The 18,391-nt window shown below is 52.0% G+C and carries 14 protein-coding genes; 8 read left to right on the top strand and 6 right to left on the bottom strand.

Translation table 11 applies throughout. From position 1 onward, the window contains the following. The first annotated feature begins 87 nt into the window (after window positions 1-87). Complete coding sequence (aroB, locus tag HQL65_07535; GenBank protein ID MBF0136076.1) at window positions 88-1,194, top strand: 3-dehydroquinate synthase; 1,107 nt, start codon at window positions 88-90, stop codon at window positions 1,192-1,194. A gap of 379 nt (window positions 1,195-1,573) precedes the next feature. Here aroB and HQL65_07530 read toward each other — a convergent pair whose 3' ends face one another. The 4 genes from HQL65_07530 to HQL65_07515 form a co-directional block, all read right to left on the bottom strand. After that, on the bottom strand, window positions 1,574-2,524 hold the full coding sequence (locus HQL65_07530) for a cytosolic protein (protein MBF0136075.1): 951 nt from the start codon (window positions 2,522-2,524) through the stop codon (window positions 1,574-1,576). Between the two features lie 193 nt (window positions 2,525-2,717). Then, on the bottom strand, window positions 2,718-3,218 hold the full coding sequence (locus tag HQL65_07525) for a type II toxin-antitoxin system HicB family antitoxin (GenBank protein MBF0136074.1): 501 nt from the start codon (window positions 3,216-3,218) through the stop codon (window positions 2,718-2,720). A gap of 11 nt (window positions 3,219-3,229) precedes the next feature. Then, window positions 3,230-3,406: a type II toxin-antitoxin system HicA family toxin gene (locus HQL65_07520; GenBank protein MBF0136073.1), complete on the bottom strand. Its 177-nt coding sequence runs from the start codon at window positions 3,404-3,406 to the stop codon at window positions 3,230-3,232. Window positions 3,407-3,438: 32 nt separating this feature from the next. Continuing rightward, complete coding sequence (locus HQL65_07515; GenBank protein ID MBF0136072.1) at window positions 3,439-4,143, bottom strand: ATP-binding cassette domain-containing protein; 705 nt, start codon at window positions 4,141-4,143, stop codon at window positions 3,439-3,441. A gap of 340 nt (window positions 4,144-4,483) precedes the next feature. Here HQL65_07515 and HQL65_07510 point away from each other — a divergent pair, with 340 nt between their 5' ends. From HQL65_07510 to HQL65_07500, 3 genes are all read left to right on the top strand, one after another. Continuing rightward, complete coding sequence (locus HQL65_07510) at window positions 4,484-6,016, top strand: toll/interleukin-1 receptor domain-containing protein (protein MBF0136071.1); 1,533 nt, start codon at window positions 4,484-4,486, stop codon at window positions 6,014-6,016. Then, window positions 6,009-6,887, top strand: a complete 879-nt coding sequence (locus HQL65_07505; protein ID MBF0136070.1) for a hypothetical protein — start codon at window positions 6,009-6,011, stop codon at window positions 6,885-6,887. Before HQL65_07510 ends, HQL65_07505 begins: the two co-directional genes overlap by 8 nt. A 136-nt stretch (window positions 6,888-7,023) precedes the next feature. After that, window positions 7,024-10,011, top strand: coding sequence for a hypothetical protein (locus tag HQL65_07500; protein ID MBF0136069.1), 2,988 nt, complete (start codon window positions 7,024-7,026; stop codon window positions 10,009-10,011). Between the two features lie 58 nt (window positions 10,012-10,069). Here HQL65_07500 and HQL65_07495 read toward each other — a convergent pair whose 3' ends face one another. Continuing rightward, window positions 10,070-11,860: an ABC transporter ATP-binding protein gene (locus HQL65_07495; GenBank protein MBF0136068.1), complete on the bottom strand. Its 1,791-nt coding sequence runs from the start codon at window positions 11,858-11,860 to the stop codon at window positions 10,070-10,072. A 58-nt stretch (window positions 11,861-11,918) separates the two neighbouring features. Further along, window positions 11,919-14,117 carry an ABC transporter ATP-binding protein gene (locus HQL65_07490; GenBank protein MBF0136067.1) on the bottom strand — a complete coding sequence of 733 codons (2,199 nt, stop codon included), beginning with the start codon at window positions 14,115-14,117 and terminating at the stop codon, window positions 11,919-11,921. Here HQL65_07490 and HQL65_07485 point away from each other — a divergent pair. The 4 genes from HQL65_07485 to HQL65_07470 form a co-directional block, all read left to right on the top strand. Continuing rightward, complete coding sequence (locus HQL65_07485) at window positions 14,101-15,183, top strand: lytic murein transglycosylase (protein ID MBF0136066.1); 1,083 nt, start codon at window positions 14,101-14,103, stop codon at window positions 15,181-15,183. The genes HQL65_07490 and HQL65_07485 overlap by 17 nt on opposite strands. Before the next feature lie 6 nt (window positions 15,184-15,189). Further along, window positions 15,190-16,008 carry a septal ring lytic transglycosylase RlpA family protein gene (locus tag HQL65_07480; GenBank protein ID MBF0136065.1) on the top strand — a complete coding sequence of 273 codons (819 nt, stop codon included), beginning with the start codon at window positions 15,190-15,192 and terminating at the stop codon, window positions 16,006-16,008. Window positions 16,009-16,065: 57 nt separating this feature from the next. Next, entirely contained in the window at window positions 16,066-17,304 is a 1,239-nt protein-coding gene (locus HQL65_07475) for a D-alanyl-D-alanine carboxypeptidase (GenBank protein MBF0136064.1), read from the top strand. Between the two features lie 31 nt (window positions 17,305-17,335). Beyond that, window positions 17,336-18,391, top strand: a 1,056-nt coding sequence (locus tag HQL65_07470) for a hypothetical protein (protein ID MBF0136063.1), incomplete at its 3' end; no start/stop codon positions are given.

Below are 18,391 nucleotides of genomic sequence, written 5' to 3'. Positions count from 1 at the left end.
AGATCAGGTTGACGATGCGACCCTGTGTGGTTCATCCTGATCGTCTGCCCAATCATATCATACTTTCTGACAAAGGAACCGGTTGCCATGTACCCCTCGACCACCTTGTCCCTGGATCTTGGTCCCCGCAGCTACGATATTGTCATGGGTCATGATCTGCTGGGAACAATCGGTTCTCTGGTCAAGCCCCTGGCTGCGGGGCGGCAGGTGGCGGTGGTCACGTCAACCGTCATTGCTCCCCTCTATTTGAAGCCTGTGGCCACGTCCCTGGGCGAGGCCGGGTTTACCGTCCTGCCCATCATCCTCCCGGACGGCGAAGAATACAAGGAGTGGCCAACCTTGCAGATGATCTTTGACGCCCTGATCGAAAACCGCTTTGAACGTTCGACCCTGCTGGTGGCGTTGGGCGGTGGTGTGATTGGCGACATGACCGGTTATGCGGCGGCTTCCTTTCTGCGGGGTGTGCCCTTTGTACAGATTCCCACCACCCTGCTTTCCCAGGTGGATGCCTCGGTGGGAGGCAAGACCGGGATCAACCACACCCTGGGCAAGAATCTGATCGGGGCCTTCTATCAACCCCGTCTGGTCCTGATCGATGCCGCCACCCTGAAATCCCTGCCCAAACGGGAAATTCTGGCCGGCCTGGCCGAAGTGATCAAGTATGGTCTGCTTTGGGACGCCGACCTGTTTGCACAGATTGAAAGGTCCATCGATTCCCTGACGGCGATTGATCCCGAGGTGTTGATTCCGATCATTCGGGCCTGCTGTGCCATCAAGGCCGAGATTGTTGCTGCCGACGAACGGGAAAGTGGCCAACGTGCCCTTCTGAATCTGGGTCACACCTTTGGCCATGCCATTGAAACCCTGACCCGCTACCAGACGTTATTGCATGGCGAAGCCGTGGGCATCGGTCTGGTCCTGGCCGCCGATCTTTCCTGGCGGTGCGGACTCTGTTCCGCTGCCGATGTGCAAAGAATTCGTGCCCTGCTCCAGAAAGCCGGGCTGCCGGTTCGTGCCCCCCATTTTCCGGTCAAACGCTACCTGGAAGCGATGACCCGGGACAAAAAAGTCCTCAATGGACGCATCCGGTTTATCCTGCTGGATAAAATTGGCAAGGCCATTGTGCGGGCCGATGTTGATCCGGATCTGGTCGCTGCAACTTTTGAGGCCAATATGGATGGTGCTGGGGATTGAGCCGGGTTGATCACACCCCACCCCTCCTTGTTGTCTCCTTATCGTCGCCGATGATCGTGCCGGCCATCACCTAGTGCCGCATCCATGTACAATCGTCGGCGGAGATCGTGCCGGCCATCACCTGGCTGCTGCATCCATGGACAATTGATCCAGAAGTTCGAACATTTCATCCTTGATACCGCTGAATTGGTCCATTTTTTCTTCTGCCTTGGCGACCTGCAACGTACATGTGTAGCACTACCCAGAATGGGGAATGAAAAGCTTCCATCACCCACGTTGGTGTCCACGACCGAGTGCCGAATTGAACGGATTTTCCGGCTCTCCCGGTTGGAGGGTTGGAGCAGATTCCGATGGGCACATGGTGACCAAGTGGAACATGTCAATGAAAAACAGCTTGAAGTGAGTCGGCCTGAAAAATTTTGATGGCCCAGGCATCAATATCATTCAGGTCAGCAGAGGCCACTTTTTTCTGAAACGATTCTGGAACCGATCCAAAGCGAGCCTGGAGCTGTTTGAGCAGCATTTCAGCCTTGCCATCATGACGGCCTTTCTCTTCTCCCTTCCGCATCCCAATCCGCTCTACGCTTGTGATATAAGGCATTTTCTTGTTCTCCTCGAAGTTGGATAGATTTGTCCAGAATTGGTTGTCCAACTCTTCCGGCAGGCTCAGCACCCAGTCGATGAATCGAAAGAGGTCAACGATCTGTTGGCGGCTGAAACCACGCTCGTACAGCATGCGCGTGATGCGCATTTTGTGCTGAAATCGTTCTGCCGGTTGGTTCCTGGTCTGTTTGCCGGTCAGATGCGCCAGGGTGACGATGGCAAACGGATTGGTGGATGACTCCAGGAGATCCAACCGAGACAGGTAATCCAGCAATTTGATGGCATTGAACTGGAAACTGACCTTGGATCCCCACTTCTGGTAATCAAACGCCGATGGCCGCCAAGTGGCTTCTTCGTCAGCGAGGATGGCCAGGCTGACCACGGGTCTCTTGTAGAGGTCGAAGGCCCGATACTGACAGGTGAACATCCGCTCTTCGAAATTCGGATCACGGTTCCCCTGGATTTCGACATGGATCAGCACCCAGAGTTCATCACCGTCGAGCAGCCAGACCCGGACCAGCAGATCGACACGACGATTGCCGGATTCCGCCTCCCGCGTGATCCGATCCAACTCCTTGTCCAGGAATTCAGGGCCACGCTGCCAATCGATGCCTTCATGTGCCTTTGGCAGGAAAAACGCCAGAAAGTCCTTGAAGTACGCTTTCAAGATCTCTTTCCATGGCGAGTCGTACTCGGTCGGTTGGCTTTGATTGTCGTGATCGGCCATGTCAACATCCTCGAATGCTGTGCCTTAAATCACTTTTCACCATCATCGGCATCTGCATCGCCGACCTGCTCCGCAGCCGAACCGCCTTGCAAGTGGAAATCCTGGCTTTGAGGCACCAACTGGCGGTCCTTCAAAGGAATCAGCCTCGTCGGTTGCAGATTCATCCATTGGATCGCCTGCTTTGGGTTTGCTATCAAGTGTTTGGCAAGGTTGGCGTGAAGCCTTGGTCATCGTCAAGCCGACAACGGTGATCCATTGGCATCGTGAAGGATTGCGCCGCTTCCACCGATATGACAACCTGGAGACCAAGGGCGTCAAGGGCTGTTTCAACCTGGTCAAGGCGTGAGGCATGCCGCAGATCAAGCAACCGATCCACTTGTGGAAGGTGCCAATGCAGACGCCGGGCCAGCTCAGCCTTGCGAACGCCGGTTTCCTGCATGGCCTGGTAGACGGCCAGCTTGGCGCACACCAGGGCGTTAGGGCGAACCGTGGGGTGTCCACCAGCCGGAGATGGAACAGGAAGTGGTTTTCGGTCGTCAATGTAAAACTCCAAAGCCGTTTCCAAGGCATCACGGGCACGCAAAAGTGCCTCGTCCCTGTCTTCGCCTTGTGTAATGGCGGGGGGAATATCCGGAAAAGTGACGACAAATCCGCCTTCTTCAGCGGGGGTGAGTTCAACGACATAATTCCACATGTTTCACATCCCTATTTTAACCCAAGCTGTTTTTTGATACCCGCAACCGTGCCTTTCTTCAGATCCCCCGAGTGCATGGGCAACACGGAGACTCGACCGTTCAAGAAAATCCTGACATGCCCTCCTTTGCCGGGAACGAATGTGGCCCCTTGCTGGGCCAACCACCTCTTGAATTCGTTGCTGTTCATGGGGAAAAATATAACAGGTCTGTTGTGTTCTGTCAGCAGATATGTTGCGTTTCCTGAAATTGCAGGGCATGGAGGCGGGCATAGAGGCCTTGTTGTGCCAGGAGGGTGGCATGGGTGCCTGATTCGACGATGCGTCCTCCGGCGATGACGACGATGCGGTCCATGTGCAGGATGGTATTCAGACGGTGGGCAATGACGATGGCGGTCCGGTTGCTCATGAGGCGGTGCATGGCTTCCTGGAGAAAGCGTTCGCTGATCGTATCGACCGAACTCGTGGCTTCGTCGAGAATCAGAATGCGGGGGTTGGCGGCCAGGACCCGGGCAATGCCGAGGAGCTGGCGCTGCCCGGCGGAAAGATTGATGCCGCGTTCGGCGATCAGGGTGTGCAGACCATGGGGAAGGTCGCGGCAACACTCCAGAATGCCCGCCTGACGGGCGGCTTCCAGGGCACGCTCCTGGGAGATGGTGGGATCATGCAGGGTGATGTTTTCCAGAAAGGTTCCAGCGAAGAGGAAGGTTTCCTGGTGGACAACGCCCACAATGCGGCGCAAACGGGCAAGGGGCAGTTGCCGGACATCCACGCCATCAATCGTGACGTGCCCCTGGGTCGGATCCCAGGTGCGGTTGATGAGCCTGGCCAGACTGCTTTTGCCGGCCCCGGTCGGTCCGACCAGGGCAATTTTTTTCGCCGGGACGAATGTCGAGATCGATGCCGCGCAGAATCGTCTCCCGGCCATAGTCCAGGGATATGGCGTGCAGCCGGACACCCCCCTGGCGAATGTTGGCCAGGGAAGCCGGTTCGACCGGGTCCTGAATCCGGGGTTGGGTGTCCAGGAGGTCGAAAATGCATTTGAATAATATTATTTTATTTCAGAGTGTTAGAAAATTTTCTCTCTTCTTAACTTCAGTGTGCGATTTCTTGAACTGAATACCTTGAGGTAGTTGTTTGTATGATGATAAAATCAGGCTCAGATGTGTTGTAAGTGAAAACATTTTCTGATGTAAGTTTTTGCGAGATCGTTGGGTGTTCGGCGTGGCTTTTTTGGCAGAGCTTGATAATGGGGAGTTGACACTGCAATGGAGGAAAAAGGGTATGTTCCTGGATATGATAATGACGTTTTCATAAGTTATGCACGGGTTGATAATCCTATCAGTCCTCCTCCCCGGTTTCCAGGGGCCGGTCGGTTGGAACATGGTATGATCGGGTATTTTCGTGCAAGAATAAAAACTTTTATTCTATCCAGGCTTGGTATACGCAACCTGCGAATCTGGTTCGATTTGACCGATCAGAAAGGAAACGCCAATTTACAGGATATTAAACGGAATGCTGCATCATCCGCAGTGTTTGTTGCATTTATATCCGAGGGATATTTTGGTGCGCCATGGTGCATGGAAGAAAGCAAGTCTTTTTATGAATCTTTGAAGAGGACAGTGGGTGATGAATCGAGGTTTTTCCCAATTTTTACGAATAATGATATTAAAAATGATGAAATTTACAGACAATTTTCCAGGATTGAACAGGCAGGTTATGATTTTTTCGTCACAGAAAGTGATAAGGGAAGTGATTGGAGGTTTGTTGATGGTGTTCAGGATTCTAATATAGATTATTTTGAGAAATTTATGATAAAAATTGGGAATGATATTTCAGAAAAGCTCAAGGAGTTGAAAGGCAAATCGGGCATAGTTACCGAAGATTCGCATGGTGGTAATGGAAGAAATGTGTATTTGGCGATGGCAACCGATGATATTTGTAGAGAGTTGGAGTATGTCAGGGCTTGGTTGGTGTCTAAAGGTTACACAGTTTTCCCGAGAAAAGAGAATTTAGAAACAAATGATGCCAGATATTTAGCTGAGTCCATGCATGAATGCAAAAATTGTATTGCTTATATTCAATTGCTGAGCAACCACACGGGGTGTGTTAATCCTCATCAAATGCCTGGCGGTCTTCCGTTTTATCAATTTGATACTGCCAGAAACATATTTAAGAATGACGCAAGATTTTATTTATGGCTTGATCCAAGGTCGGATTTATCAGAGATATTTAATTATGATCATGAGGAGCTTGTTAAACTTAGTGATGTGTTTTCAGGTGAATTGGAGAATTTTCTAAAATTTTTAGAGTCCAGATTGTCGTTGCATTCCTTGTCGCAGACAAGGCCATTCATTTATCTTGTTGCTGACAAGAGCGACAAAATTTTGGCTTCTGTTCTTCGTGATGAACTGAACAAGAATGGTTACGATGTCAGAACATTTGATAATAATCTCCTGACTTCTGGGAAAATTGAATCTATTTACCGGGAAAATCTTGAGGCATGTCAGGATCTGATACTGGTTGCTGACAAGGCGGCTCCTGTATGGGTTGCCAGCCACCATCAAAGGTTTATCAAAGCACTTCCCTCTCGAATTGGGGAAGGGAAGTCGGGTCCGTTGGACGTATATGCTTTTTTCATTTCTGAGGATAAAAAGGAAGGGGTAAATAATCTCACCGTTCCCGTCATTCATGCTGCCAATAACGAGTGGTATACTTTTTGCTTAAGTGATGACATTACCGAGGATGTGCGTCAGTTTGTTGAGCAACTAGTAGCTATGAAAGGGAATTCCCATGTTTGATGTCCCGTTTCCCGGACTGCGTCCGTTCCAAAGAGGGGATGCCGAGATTTTTTTTACTCCAGCTTCCAGATTAGCTCCCTCCTTGGAAAAGTTGTCTGCTCAGGGTTTGCTGTTGTTGACAGGACCGACCCAGTGTGGAAAATCATCCATGGTTAATAGTGGACTGATAGATGCATTGGAATGTGGATTGGCACCTGGGTGCGGAGGAAGTTGGATTGTTCTTGAACTCCTGACCAGCGCCAATCCATATGTAAGTTTGATTGATGCAATCAGGAGACATCGGCATGATGTGTCCGTCAACTGGGGTGACTCGGTATCTTTGGCGGCGGAGTTACGACAGATTGAATCGGGTTTTTCGGATTTTCTTGCCCGTTTGTTTCCACCAAGAGAGGAGTCCGGCCTTCTGTTGGTCATGGATAACCTGGACTCATTTCTGGATCAGACACCACCGGATCTGTTGGATGAGTTTATAGGGCATCTGATTGGTGCTGCACAAACAACACCTAGGTTGCTTCACTCGGTCTTGGTGATGGAAGATGACAATTTCGGAAAATTGTCAAAGTATGATAATTTGACTCGATATGCAAATATTGGGTTGCACCTTTTGCCTCGTCCAGATGTTGTACAGGTCCAGGCGTCTATTGAAGGACCTGTTCGGCTTTTCGGGGGTTTTTTGGAGCCCGGATTGCTGCAACGTTTGATCATGGATCTCAAGGATTTGAAGGCACCTTTACCGACTCTCCAGTCGGTTTTACAAAAGCTATGGACACAGGCTTCGGGATTCAACAGGGAAACTAAGCCAGTTTTGACTCTTGACAATTATCTGAGATTGGTGAAAGAACAGTTCCATGGTAAACTTTCTCCGGGGTAAACCGAATCCCAGTGTAACTCGGTCATCCTGTAAGCACTTTCTTGAGTCTCCCTATCCCGGACTTCGTCCCTTCAAAAAGGAAGAGGCACATCTCTTTTTTGGGCGAGAGCGTCAAGTCCATGACATCCTTGATGTCATGAATAGCAATCGATTTGTGGCAGTATTAGGTTCTTCGGGGTCGGGAAAGTCGTCTTTGGTTCGTACTGGTGTCCTGAATGCCTTGGAGGTGGGATTATTGCCTGGGGTCGGGGGGAGATGGCGTTTCTTGATCTTTCGCCCAGCCGATAATCCCCTGCTGCATTTGGCTGAACAAGCCATAGAACTTGAAGGTAATACGAAGAAGTTTTCTGTTGAACATGTCGTGGCTTTGATGCAAAGGGGTCGTGATGGTTTTGTGACATTTCTCAAGGAAATTGAATTTAACCGTGATCAACCGATTCTGATCCTGGTCGATCAGTTTGAAGAAATTTTCCGTCATCAAGTTGCCCATCAGCAAAGAGAATTTGTAAACAATTTGCTGTATTGCGTTCTCAAGGATGTGCCTTATAATATATTTGTAATTCTAACTATGCGTTCTGAATATGAAGGCAATTGTGCAGTATTCCAAGATCTTCCAGGTATGATCAATCGGGGGCATTTTTTAATTCCTCGCCTAAGCCTGGAAAATCTCCGAGAAGCTATTGAGGGACCTGCGAGGCTTTTTAAAGGCTCCACCAACAGGGACTTTACTGATCAGCTCATTGATGATTTGAAATGGGAACCTTTTCAACTGCCAATCCTTCAACACTGTCTTTTCCGTGCTTGGCAAGAGGCGAAAAGCAAGGATCCTAATGAACCGACTCTTATAAAAGCAACTCTTGACGGACTTGGTGGAACAAAAAGAATGCTTTCCAATCATGGCAATCAGGTTTTTGCTGAATTGCCTAATGAGCGCGAAAAGGAGATATGTAGGCGTCTTTTTTGTGCATTGGTTGATCGTCGTAAAGGAATTGCTGATACGCGAAGGCCTGTGCAAGTAGCTAAATTGCTTGGCCTTACGGGGGGCAGTATACAGGATTTGGAAAGTGTTATCAAGCCATTTGCTTGTCAAGATGTCTACTTTCTGACCGTAGATTGCAAACAAGATGAAACCTTAAGAAAAGATCACTGGGTTGATATTACCCATGAGAGCTTGATTTATTTATGGGATAGTCTAGGGAAGTGGGTGGCTGAAGAAATGGAAAATATCTCATTTTTTCAGCGAATCGAAGATAAGGCAAAGAACTGGAAAAAAAGTAAACACAAGATTTATCTGGACTCATTTGATGCGGATAAGTTTAAAATTCTTCGAAACGAGGAAAAGTGGAATTACAGTTTGGCTGAGATGTATGGTATTGATTGGGAGTCAGTTAATGATTTTACTAGGCATGATCTAAATAAAAAAACAAAACAATCTATTTATGAAAAAGTTGCTGTTGTTGTAGTTATTGCTTTTTCTTTCATGATGGCGTATTTTTTTCATAATAGCAGCGAAAACTTAAAAGAAAAAAACAATGTATTGTTGGACAAGGAGAGAGATTTACTAAAAAAGAATGTCGAGTTAGAGAAGGCAAAAAATGAGAAGGTGGAAATTGAAGAAAGATATGTTCGTGGAGAAAATTTAAGAGCAGAATCTGATAGGCGTCTTGCTGAACTAGCTTTTCAACAAAGCGAGTTTGAGAAACGTCGCGATACAATAGTGGAATTGACAAAGAAACTTGATGAAGAAAAATTGAATTCGATTGCAATAGAACAGAAAGTTTCTAATTTGGAAAATGATGTTCATCAATGCGCAATTCTCTACGAGAGATCTGAAGCAGAGAATAAGAGATTAGATGAACTATTTAATAATTCTCTTTCTCTGCGATGTGATTATTTAGTCGAAGAGAATAATAAAATAAAGATGGAAAAAAGCGAGCTTGATAAAGAGAAGCAAAAGCTGAGCAAGGAAATAATCAATAAGAATTCAGAATTAAAAGCTATCAAAGATGGATATGATAAGTATAAAAAGATAGTTGAAGGGAATCCTGTTTCTGTTGTTTTTAGTGCGAATCAGCTTTCTGATAATTTTAATTTGAATGAAGATAAGGCTGAAAAGAATCTTGCATCAAATTCGAAGAATGACAGGGCATTAATAGATGATGGCCTTAAAATGTATGCCGATGGTTTTAGAGAGTTTGGAGATAAACATTTTAAAGTTGCGTCGGATTATTTTAAAAATGCGACGTTGAATTTTGGTAAAATTTCGGAGTTATCGGAACGGAGTAGACTAACATTAAAATCTATAATGATGCTCGGTTATAGTCATTATGAGGATGGAGAGTTTGATGCTGCTGCTGTTCAATTTGGCCAATCAATCTCTATCCTTGAGACGAATAACAAAATAAATTTTGAAAAGTTTGAGCTTAATCCTTCAGAACTGAAAAGATATATAAATTTATATTGGTATCATGGCTTGAGTTTGAAGCGGCTTGACGATCTTAAAAAGTCTATAGTTTCTTATCAAAAAGCTCTGGGCTTGGTAAATCGATTGCAAGAATTTGCGGCAATTGATAAAAATCTTCCTGCTGATGAACGGGTTGAATTGAATAAGTGGGCAAGTTCGAAAATAGCCGGCATGAATCTGGGTATCGGTGCGTTGGCCCGCCAATTGGGAATGGAAACCTTGAGTCTCCAATCTTTTGAGACGGCATTTCGTCTCCTGACACCCATGGTTAACGAGGATCCGCCACAGATGTTGGAAAGTTTTATATGGGTGTCTGTTGTCGAAGAGTATTTTCGCAAGCGGGTTGGTATTGAGAAAGCTCTTGCTCTTGCTCTAAAATATGTTGATCAGAACAAAGGTAAAAAAGGTGAGCAGGCTTCTCTGCATACCTTGGCCATTGCACAATGTATGGCAGGTGATTGTAAAAAGGCACTTGAAACTTATAAAAAAGTTCTCGATTTAATAAGAAATTCGAATGCAAAAGGAGATCGTTATAAAGATCATTATCAGAAACTTAAGGACTGTGCAGAAGGAAAGAATAACCCTGAAAAAATAGATTGGAATCGTTATCCAAAAAATGTTGCTGGAGGTGATCAGTCTGTTTTTCCCGCTTTGTATTAGTTGCTCGTGATGTTCGAGATTTTCTAAAATTCAAACCAAATATTAAGACAGTGACTTGTTAAGTGTAGGTATTATCCTGAAATTGCAGGGCATGGAGGCGGGCATAGAGGCCTTGTTGTGCCAGGAGGGTGGCATGGGTGCCTGATTCGACGATGCGTCCTCCGGCGATGACGACGATGCGGTCCATGTGCAGGATGGTATTCAGACGGTGGGCAATGACGATGGCGGTCCGGTTGCTCATGAGGCGGTGCATGGCTTCCTGGAGAAAGCGTTCGCTGATCGTATCGACCGAACTCGTGGCTTCGTCGAGAATCAGAATGCGGGGGTTGGCGGCCAGGACCCGGGCAATGCCGAGGAGCTGGCGCTGCCCGGCGGAAAGATTGATGCCGCGTTCGGCGATCAGGGTGTGCAGACCATGGGGAAGGTCGCGGCAACACTCCAGAATGCCCGCCTGACGGGCGGCTTCCAGGGCACGCTCCTGGGAGATGGTGGGATCATGCAGGGTGATGTTTTCCAGAAAGGTTCCAGCGAAGAGGAAGGTTTCCTGGTGGACAACGCCCACAATGCGGCGCAAACGGGCAAGGGGCAGTTGCCGGACATCCACGCCATCAATCGTGACGTGCCCCTGGGTCGGATCCCAGGTGCGGTTGATGAGCCTGGCCAGACTGCTTTTGCCGGCCCCGGTCGGTCCGACCAGGGCAATTTTTTCGCCGGGATGAATGTCGAGATCGATGCCGCGCAGAATCGTCTCCCGGCCATAGTCCAGGGATATGGCGTGCAGCCGGACACCTCCTTGGCGAATGTTGGCCAGGGAAGCCGGTTCAACCGGGTCCTGAATCCGGGGTTGGGTGTCCAGGAGGTCGAAAATGCGTTCCAGGGCGGTCATGGCGGCCTGGAGGGTGGTGAATTTGGTGGAGAGATCCCGAATGGGAAAAAAGATGCGCCGGAGATAATCGATGAAGGCCACCAGGGTGCCGATGGTCACTTCCTGGGAAGAGCCTTGCATGAAGCCACCATACCAGAACAAGAGCGCAATGGTGACCGTGGCCACGACATCGACGAAGGCGAATTGAAACGCCTCCAGAAAATTGCTGCGCAGGGCACTGCGGAGATAGTTGGTGTTGAGTTGATCAAAGGCATTCTGGTTGTACTGTTGACGTTGGAAAAGACGGACAATCTGATGGCCGTCAATCTCTTCGGCGAGGGTTCCGGCCATGCGGGATTGGATCAGGCGTCCATCGCGCAGGGCCACGCGCAGATAACGGGCCACGCGCAAGGTGCCAAAGATCAGAATGGGAAGGGTGCAGAGGGCGACCAGAGAGAGACGCGGGGAGAGCAGGGCCATACTGCCGGCAATGCCCACCAGCAGCAGGGTGTCTCCCAGAAGATTGATCAGACCGGCGCTGACCATCTGACTGACGACCTCGGTATCATTGGTGAGGCGGTTGGTGAGACGACCGGTGGCGTTGTTGCCGAAAAAGGCGGCATCCTGGCGGAGCAGGTGCGCAAACAAATCCTGGCGCAAATCGCGCACAACCCGTTGTCCCAGAATATTGTTCACAAAGGCCTGACCGTAGCTGCCGACGAGTTGCAGGAGAATCAAGGCCAGAAAACCGGCCAGCAAAACGTTGAAGCCGGTCATGTTGCCGGTGGCCAGGTGGTGATCGACGGCATGGCGGATGACGAGCGGTTGGGCAAGTTGGGCCAGGATGACGGGCAGCAGGAGCAGGATGGCGGCCACAATCCAGGTCAGATAGGGTCGGGCATAGGCGAGAAAACGCAAGAAAATCCGGCGATCCAGGGCACCATAGGCGGTTTCTTCGGTGTCGGTGGCCATGTGGCTGGTCATGGCAGGACTCCCATGGTCTGGTGGTGCGGTCTGAGGGGGTGGCAACCCAGGAGGGGGGTCATTGCAGGGCCTCCATGGCTTCGTGGCGCAACATGCGGTGGTGCAGGTCCTGATAAAGAGGCGAGGAGACGATGAGTTCGGAATGGGTGCCTCGGGCAGCGATCCGGCCATGCTCCAGCAACACGATTTGATCCGCATCGTGCAGGGCCGCGACGCGATGACAAACCATGAGGGTTGTGCGGTGCGGGTTGTCTCGCCGGATCTGTTCCAGAATGGTCGCTTCGGTCTGGGCATCGACGCTGGAAAAGACATCATCCAGGAGCAGAATGTTGGGATCCATCACCAGGGCACGGGCGAGGGCCGTGCGTTGGCGCTGTCCGCCGGAGAGCGTGATGCCCCGTTCGCCGACCAGCGTGGCCATGCCGGCAGGAAAAGCCCGAATCTCCTCGGCCATGTGGCTGCGTCTGGCCACGTCCCAGGCTTTTTCTTCCGGGGCATAAGGGGCACCAAACAGCAGATTGTCGCGCATGGTGGTGGAAAAAAGAATGCTCTCCTGGGGGACCATGGCCAGATGGCGGCGCAGGCGATGTTCATCAATTGCCATGAGATCCTCGCCGTCGATGCGAATGGTGCCTGCCGGGACGGGATGCAGACGGGCCAGACAGTTCAGAAGCGTCGATTTGCCGGACCCGACCCGTCCGGCCAGACCAATGAACTGGCCGGGCTGAATGTCCAGGTGAATGGCTTCCAGGATGGGATTGCCGGGAGACGGGGCCGCCGGACCTGGAAAATGAAAAGTCAGATCTTCGACCTGGATACGCCCCCGAAACGGGCGGCTGCCGGTGTCTGCACGACCGGCAGGATCCTGCCCGGCAGGTGGGTCCAGGTGGAGGAAAGGTTCATGGACAGGCGGTACCGCCTCCACGCGGGGGAGGGAGGCCTGGTTGGCGGCGGGGAGATTGGCAGGGGCAGGCGATGCCTCGTCATGGAGGGGGGAGACCCGATTGGCGAGGGAGAGGTTGGCAGGGGCAGGTGGTGCCTCGACAGGGGGGAGGGATGCCTGGTTGGCGGCGGGGAGATTGGCGGGAATCGAGGGGTTTCTGTCCAGGATTTCCCCGATGCGTTCCAGGGCCACGAGACCGCGTTGCATGACTGTCAAAATCCAACCCAGGCCGACCGTGGGCCAGACCAGTTGGGCCAGGTAACCGGAAAAGGCGACAAAATCACCAATCGTCAGGCGTCCGGATGCCACCTCCGGACCACTGACGGCGAGAATGATCCAGGCTCCCAGACCACCGCTGAACATCATGACCGGGGCGAACAGGCTTTGCAGACGGGCGTGCCGCATCTGGTCGGTGTAGAGGGTCTGCGCGGCCAGGGCAAAACGGTGCCGCCAGTTATCCTCCTGGGCGTGGGCACGCAGGACCGCCATCCCGGCGATGGATTCCTGCACAAACCCGGAAGTGTGACCAAAACGGTCGGCGACCTTGCGGCTTAAACGGTAGAGACGGCTGGTCAGCAGACGGGTCAGCACCAGGACAAACGGAAAAGGGAGCAGGGCCATGAGGGTCAGGAATGGGTCCAGGCTCATCATGATGGGCAGGAGGGTCAGATAAACCATGACGGCGTTGCTGATCTGCAAAAATCCCGGGCCGATGAACATGCGTACCGAGGTGATGTCGGTTGTGCAACGGGAGACGAGATCGCCCGTGCGCTCCCGGTCGAAGAAAGCGTTGTCGAGACGCAAAAGCTGCCGATGCAGATCGTTGCGCAAATCATATTCGATCTGGCGGCCAATGCGAAAAATATGCACCCGTCCGGCAATACGAAAAGCCCCATTGATCAGGGCCAGCACGACCAGAAGTGCGGCAAAGCCGCTCATGGTACCGACCGATGCTTCGGCCAGCAGGGCATCGGTGGCCAGTTTCATGGCGTAGGGGATGGAGGCGGCGCTCAGACTGGTGGCCGCCAGCAGCAGAAAGCCGATGGCAAATTGCCGCAGATGGCGTCGATAATGCGGGCGCAGGTAACGCAACCGCTGGGCCAGAGAGATGGAACCCGTTGATTGCAGGCGCATGCGACCCGGAAATTTCAGGAATGAAGCAAAGTCAGGGAAAGCGGTTTTCATGATCTGTTTCTTGTTGTATGATCCGACAGAAGAAGCTGGAAAATGCGGAATCGTCCATTCATCGTGGTTGTCGAACAGTTGGAGGAACGCCACCTTTTTACCGAGATCATCCATGTTGCGGCTATTCAAGATGAACCGCTCCCCGGTGTCGAGCAAGGCTTCGATTGCACCAGGGGCTGTGGCAAAGACCGGACTGACGGCTGGCGGCATCACTCGGCGGGATTGGCTGGGTGGGATGGGGGGGGTGTTTTTGGCGTTCTGGTCAACCGGAAGGGCATGGAGTGGCGAGGATGTGGTGGATATTTATCCGTGGATGCGTTCCTGGGTGGAGCAGGATGGTCTGGATCGGGGGTGGCTGAACCGCCTTTTTTTCAACCTGGATCCCTATAATCTGGCCATCTCCCTGATGGACCACCAGGCTGAATCCAAGCCTTATTATACCTACAGAAAATTGTTCGTCAACAAGCGCACCATGGCCCAGGGACGTGTTCGTTTATTGCAAAATCGCATGCTTTTGCAACAAATTAACGAGCGTTATGGCGTGCCGGGCGAGTTTTTGGTAGCCCTTTGGGGAATCGAAAGCCGTTTTGGCAACAATCTGGGCAAGCATCCCGTTTTGCGGGTATTGTTTACCCTGGCCAGGGGATATCCGCGCCGGGCCGTGTTTTATCAGGATCAACTGCGTCAATTTCTGCTTCTGTGCCAGGAAGAGGGGTGGGATCCGGAAGATACCCTGGGATCCTATGCCGGGGCCATCGGCCAGGTGCAGATGATTCCGGGGACCTTGCGCCGTTATGCGGTCGATTTCGACGGCGACGGTAAACGGGATGTCTTCAACGATACGGATGATGTCCTGGCCTCTATTGCCTCGTTTTTGCGTGGGCAAGGGTGGCGGACCGGCGGGTTGTACGTCCTCCCGGTGGAGGCGAGTGAAGATATGGACAAAATGGTTTCCCCGGATGTCGAAAACATGCGACCATGGCGGGAGTGGTCGGCGCAAGGTGTTCGTCTGGCATCTGGACAACGCGAGCCGGATCCGGATGAAGATGCGGCCATGATCATGCTGGAAGAGGAAAGCGGACCTCGTTATTATATGGTGTTTCATAATTTCCGTGTCGTGACCCGGTGGAACCGATCCCGAAGGTTTGCCATGGTGGTCCGGGAGTTGGCGGTGGGAATTTCCCGAGCGATGTGAGTCAAAATGGATAGTTGGTTTGCCAGGGAAGGGTATCGGAGCGTCGGTGTGGCCGGTCTGTTGGCCATAATGCTGTTGTTTTCCGGGTGCGGCACCAGACAGCCGTCCGGGGGAGTTGATGTGCAACCACCACCACCACCGTTGCCCCCCGTGGTGGAAAAGACCCAGCCGGAGGATCGTCCGCAATGGGATCCGGGTCGCCTGAAACCTCCCTACACTATTTTCGGGGTGACCTATTTTCCCATGCCCAGTGCCAAGGAGTATGTGGAAAAGGGAATCGCCTCCTGGTATGGACATTATTTTCATGGCCGGGCCACCGCAGCCGGAGAACCTTATGACCAGGATGAGTTGACGGCTGCTCATCCCACGCTCCCCCTGCACACGGTGGTGCGGGTGACCAACCTGCAAAATGGCCGGCAGGCCATCTTGCGGGTCAATGATCGAGGGCCTTTTGTCAAAAATCGCCTGATCGATCTTTCCCGGGGTGCAGCCACGGCGTTAGGCTTCAACGAAATGGGTACGGCCCTGGTCAAGGTGGAAGCCATCGAACCGCCACCAGGCATGATGCAAAAAATTTCCCAGACCCGCCCGGAAATGGTGGGGGTCTATGTCCAGGTTGGAGCGTTTCGTTCCCGGCAAAAGGCCGATGAGTTGGCACGGGTGTTGGAAAAAATGGCACAAATTCATGTACGCAAGGCACAGGTGGGTGCAGAAACCTTCTTTCGGGTGCGCCTGGGACCATTTCCAAGTGTCGAGACAGCCGATACCCTGGTGGAATCTCTCGTTGTGAAAGGTTATGGTGAAGGACGGATCATCGTGGAATAAAGTGTCGGTTCCACCATGGAACAGACCGCGAACACAAACGAAATGGCGGGTTGAACAATGTACCCGAAAAAGACAAGCATCTATCTGAAATTATTTGTTATTCTGTCCGCAATCAGCCTGCTTTGGGTCACGCCGCTTCTGGCCGCTCCCAGCAAGGGAGGGGGGCAAAAGGGTGCGCCTGTCAGTGGTGGCAACGCCAGTGGTACGGCGACTCCCGCCGGCAACAGCGGGGAGCAGCCCATGGCCGTGCAGGGTGAGTCGAGTATCCTCGGTGATCTCGACTCCGGAACCATCCTCCATGAACAGGATGCCGATTTGCGCCGGGATCCTGCCTCGTTGACCAAGGTGATGACCCTCTATCTGATCTTTGACGCCCTGGCCAATGGCGAATTGACCATGGAAACCAAATTGCCGGTCAGTGAAAAAGCCTGGCGGGTCGGAGGTTCCAAAACCTTCGTCAAGGTGGGGGACATGGTGCTTCTTGAAGATTTGATTCGGGGTATTGCCGTGCAAAGCGGTAATGATGCCTGCGTGGTGGTGGCCGAGCATATCGGTGGTTCGGAAAAGGGGTTTGCCGACCTGATGAACCAAAAGGCCAAAGAAATGGGCATGAAAGGCAGCCGCTTCCAGAATGCGTCAGGTTTGCCGGATCCGGAACACTACAGCACCGCCCGGGATCTGTTCATTCTCGCCAAGACAATTACGCAGAGATTTCCCCAACACCTCCATTTTTTTCAGGAAAAACACTATAAATTCAATGGAATTCTCCAGTACAACCGCAACCGTCTGCTCTGGCGTGATCCTTCCGTTACCGGCATGAAGACAGGCCATACGGCAGATGCCGGATACTGCCTGATTGCGACGAGCGAAAAGGATGGGCAACGTCTGGGTGCCGTGATCATGGGTGCCAAAAGCAGCAAAATCAGGGAAGAAGAGGCCTTGCGATTGTTGCGTCATGGCAATCGCATGTTTGAAACTGTCCGCCTGATTGAAACGGGAACTTCGGTCAAGCAGGTTCGGGTCTGGAAGGGCACGGAAAAGATGGTGGATGTGACGGTGGATGCACCGTTGGTGGTCACGGTTTCCCGCAAGGATCGGCCAAGTCTGGGGGTCGGGCTGAGATTTCAGGAACCCCTGATCGCTCCGTTCAAAAAAGGCGACCAGATTGGAACTTTCGTGGTCAGCCTGGGTGAAAAAGAGCTGTTGACCCGTCCGGCAGTGACCGACCGCGCCATTGAAAAAGCCGGCTTTTTCAGCTCAATCCTGGATTCGGTTCGCATGAAAATGGGGTGGTGACTCTCCTTCGGAAGCAGACCAAGGGTGAGACATGGGAAGAAAACAGTCACAAAAAAAAAGAGATGGCAAACAGCGTAAAAAATCTGTCGATGTCTTGAAAAAACGCCAGAAAAAAGAGGAAAAATCCATGCCGGGTGACCGGAGTCCTGCAAAAGAACCCAATCGGAGAGGTGGTGCGCCATCACCATTGACGGCAGATGGCAGCCCCACCATGGAAGAGATTTTGGCCTCTCTGGAAGAAATCCTGGATGAGGATCCTCCCGAACCGACCGATATTTCCCCCTTGCTGGAGGTCAAGACGGATCGCATGGAAAGCAACCGGCAGGAACCGGCCATGGTTCCATCCGTCGCCGACAAATCCACGGCGGCTGCCGTGACAGAACCCGTTGCCACGGTAGACCCCGTTGCCACCCCGGGAAATTCTGCAAAAAAGCCGGTTCTGGCAGGTACTGTTGCGGATAAGACAGCGGTTTCGGGCAGTGGGGTTGCCAAGACGGCTGCCAAGGCGGCTGTTGCAGCCTCTGCTGTGGCCGTGGCCGTGGCTGCGGCGGCTGTCGCTGCCCAACATTCTCCTGAAAGCGCCACAGCCCAAGAAACAAACGTGGCGGAAGAGCCACCTGTCGAGGACGGGGAAGAACCTCTGGAATTGTCCTCCGCAAGCATGGTCGTTGAAGAGTCTCTGGCCGGTGAAGAGTCGTTGGAGTTGAAGGAGGGGGAACTGGCTGGTGAGGAGCCGTTGGAGTTGAAGGAGGGGGAACTGGCTGGCGAGGAGCCGTTGGAGTTGAAGGAGGGGGAACTGGCTGGTGAAGAGCCTCTGGAATTGAAGGAAGAGGAACCGGCTGGTGAGGAGCCGTTGGAGTTGAAGGAGGGGGAACTGGCTGGCGAGGAGCCGTTGGAGTTGAAGGAGGGCGACCTGGCTGGTGAAGAGTCCCTGGAATTGAAGGAAGAGGAACTGGCTGGCGAGGAGCCGTTGGAGTTGAAGGAGGGCGACCTGGCTGGTGAAGAGTCCCTGGAATTGAAGGAAGAGGAACCGGCTGGCGAGGAGCCGTTGGAGTTGAAGGAGGGGGAACTGGCTGGCGAGGAGCCG

The organism is Magnetococcales bacterium (assembly GCA_015228935.1).
Taxonomy (GTDB): Bacteria; Pseudomonadota; Magnetococcia; order Magnetococcales; family DC0425bin3; genus HA3dbin3.
Note: the sequence above shows the minus strand (reverse complement) of the source record. Positions and strands in the feature narration are given on the sequence as shown.

Bases quoted from the DNA above. Each gene is read 5' to 3' on its own strand.
- aroB (MBF0136076.1), top strand. From the start codon at position 88: ATGTACCCCTCGACCACCTTGTCCCTGGATCTTGGTCCCCGCAGCTAC.
- HQL65_07530 (MBF0136075.1), bottom strand. From the start codon at position 2,524: ATGGCCGATCACGACAATCAAAGCCAACCGACCGAGTACGACTCGCCA.
- HQL65_07525 (MBF0136074.1), bottom strand. From the start codon at position 3,218: ATGTGGAATTATGTCGTTGAACTCACCCCCGCTGAAGAAGGCGGATTT.
- HQL65_07520 (MBF0136073.1), bottom strand. From the start codon at position 3,406: ATGAACAGCAACGAATTCAAGAGGTGGTTGGCCCAGCAAGGGGCCACA.
- HQL65_07515 (MBF0136072.1), bottom strand. From the start codon at position 4,143: ATGGCCGGGAGACGATTCTGCGCGGCATCGATCTCGACATTCGTCCCG.
- HQL65_07510 (MBF0136071.1), top strand. From the start codon at position 4,484: ATGGAGGAAAAAGGGTATGTTCCTGGATATGATAATGACGTTTTCATA.
- HQL65_07505 (MBF0136070.1), top strand. From the start codon at position 6,009: ATGTTTGATGTCCCGTTTCCCGGACTGCGTCCGTTCCAAAGAGGGGAT.
- HQL65_07500 (MBF0136069.1), top strand. From the start codon at position 7,024: ATGAATAGCAATCGATTTGTGGCAGTATTAGGTTCTTCGGGGTCGGGA.
- HQL65_07495 (MBF0136068.1), bottom strand. From the start codon at position 11,860: ATGACCAGCCACATGGCCACCGACACCGAAGAAACCGCCTATGGTGCC.
- HQL65_07485 (MBF0136066.1), top strand. From the start codon at position 14,101: ATGTTGCGGCTATTCAAGATGAACCGCTCCCCGGTGTCGAGCAAGGCT.
- HQL65_07480 (MBF0136065.1), top strand. From the start codon at position 15,190: ATGGATAGTTGGTTTGCCAGGGAAGGGTATCGGAGCGTCGGTGTGGCC.
- HQL65_07475 (MBF0136064.1), top strand. From the start codon at position 16,066: ATGTACCCGAAAAAGACAAGCATCTATCTGAAATTATTTGTTATTCTG.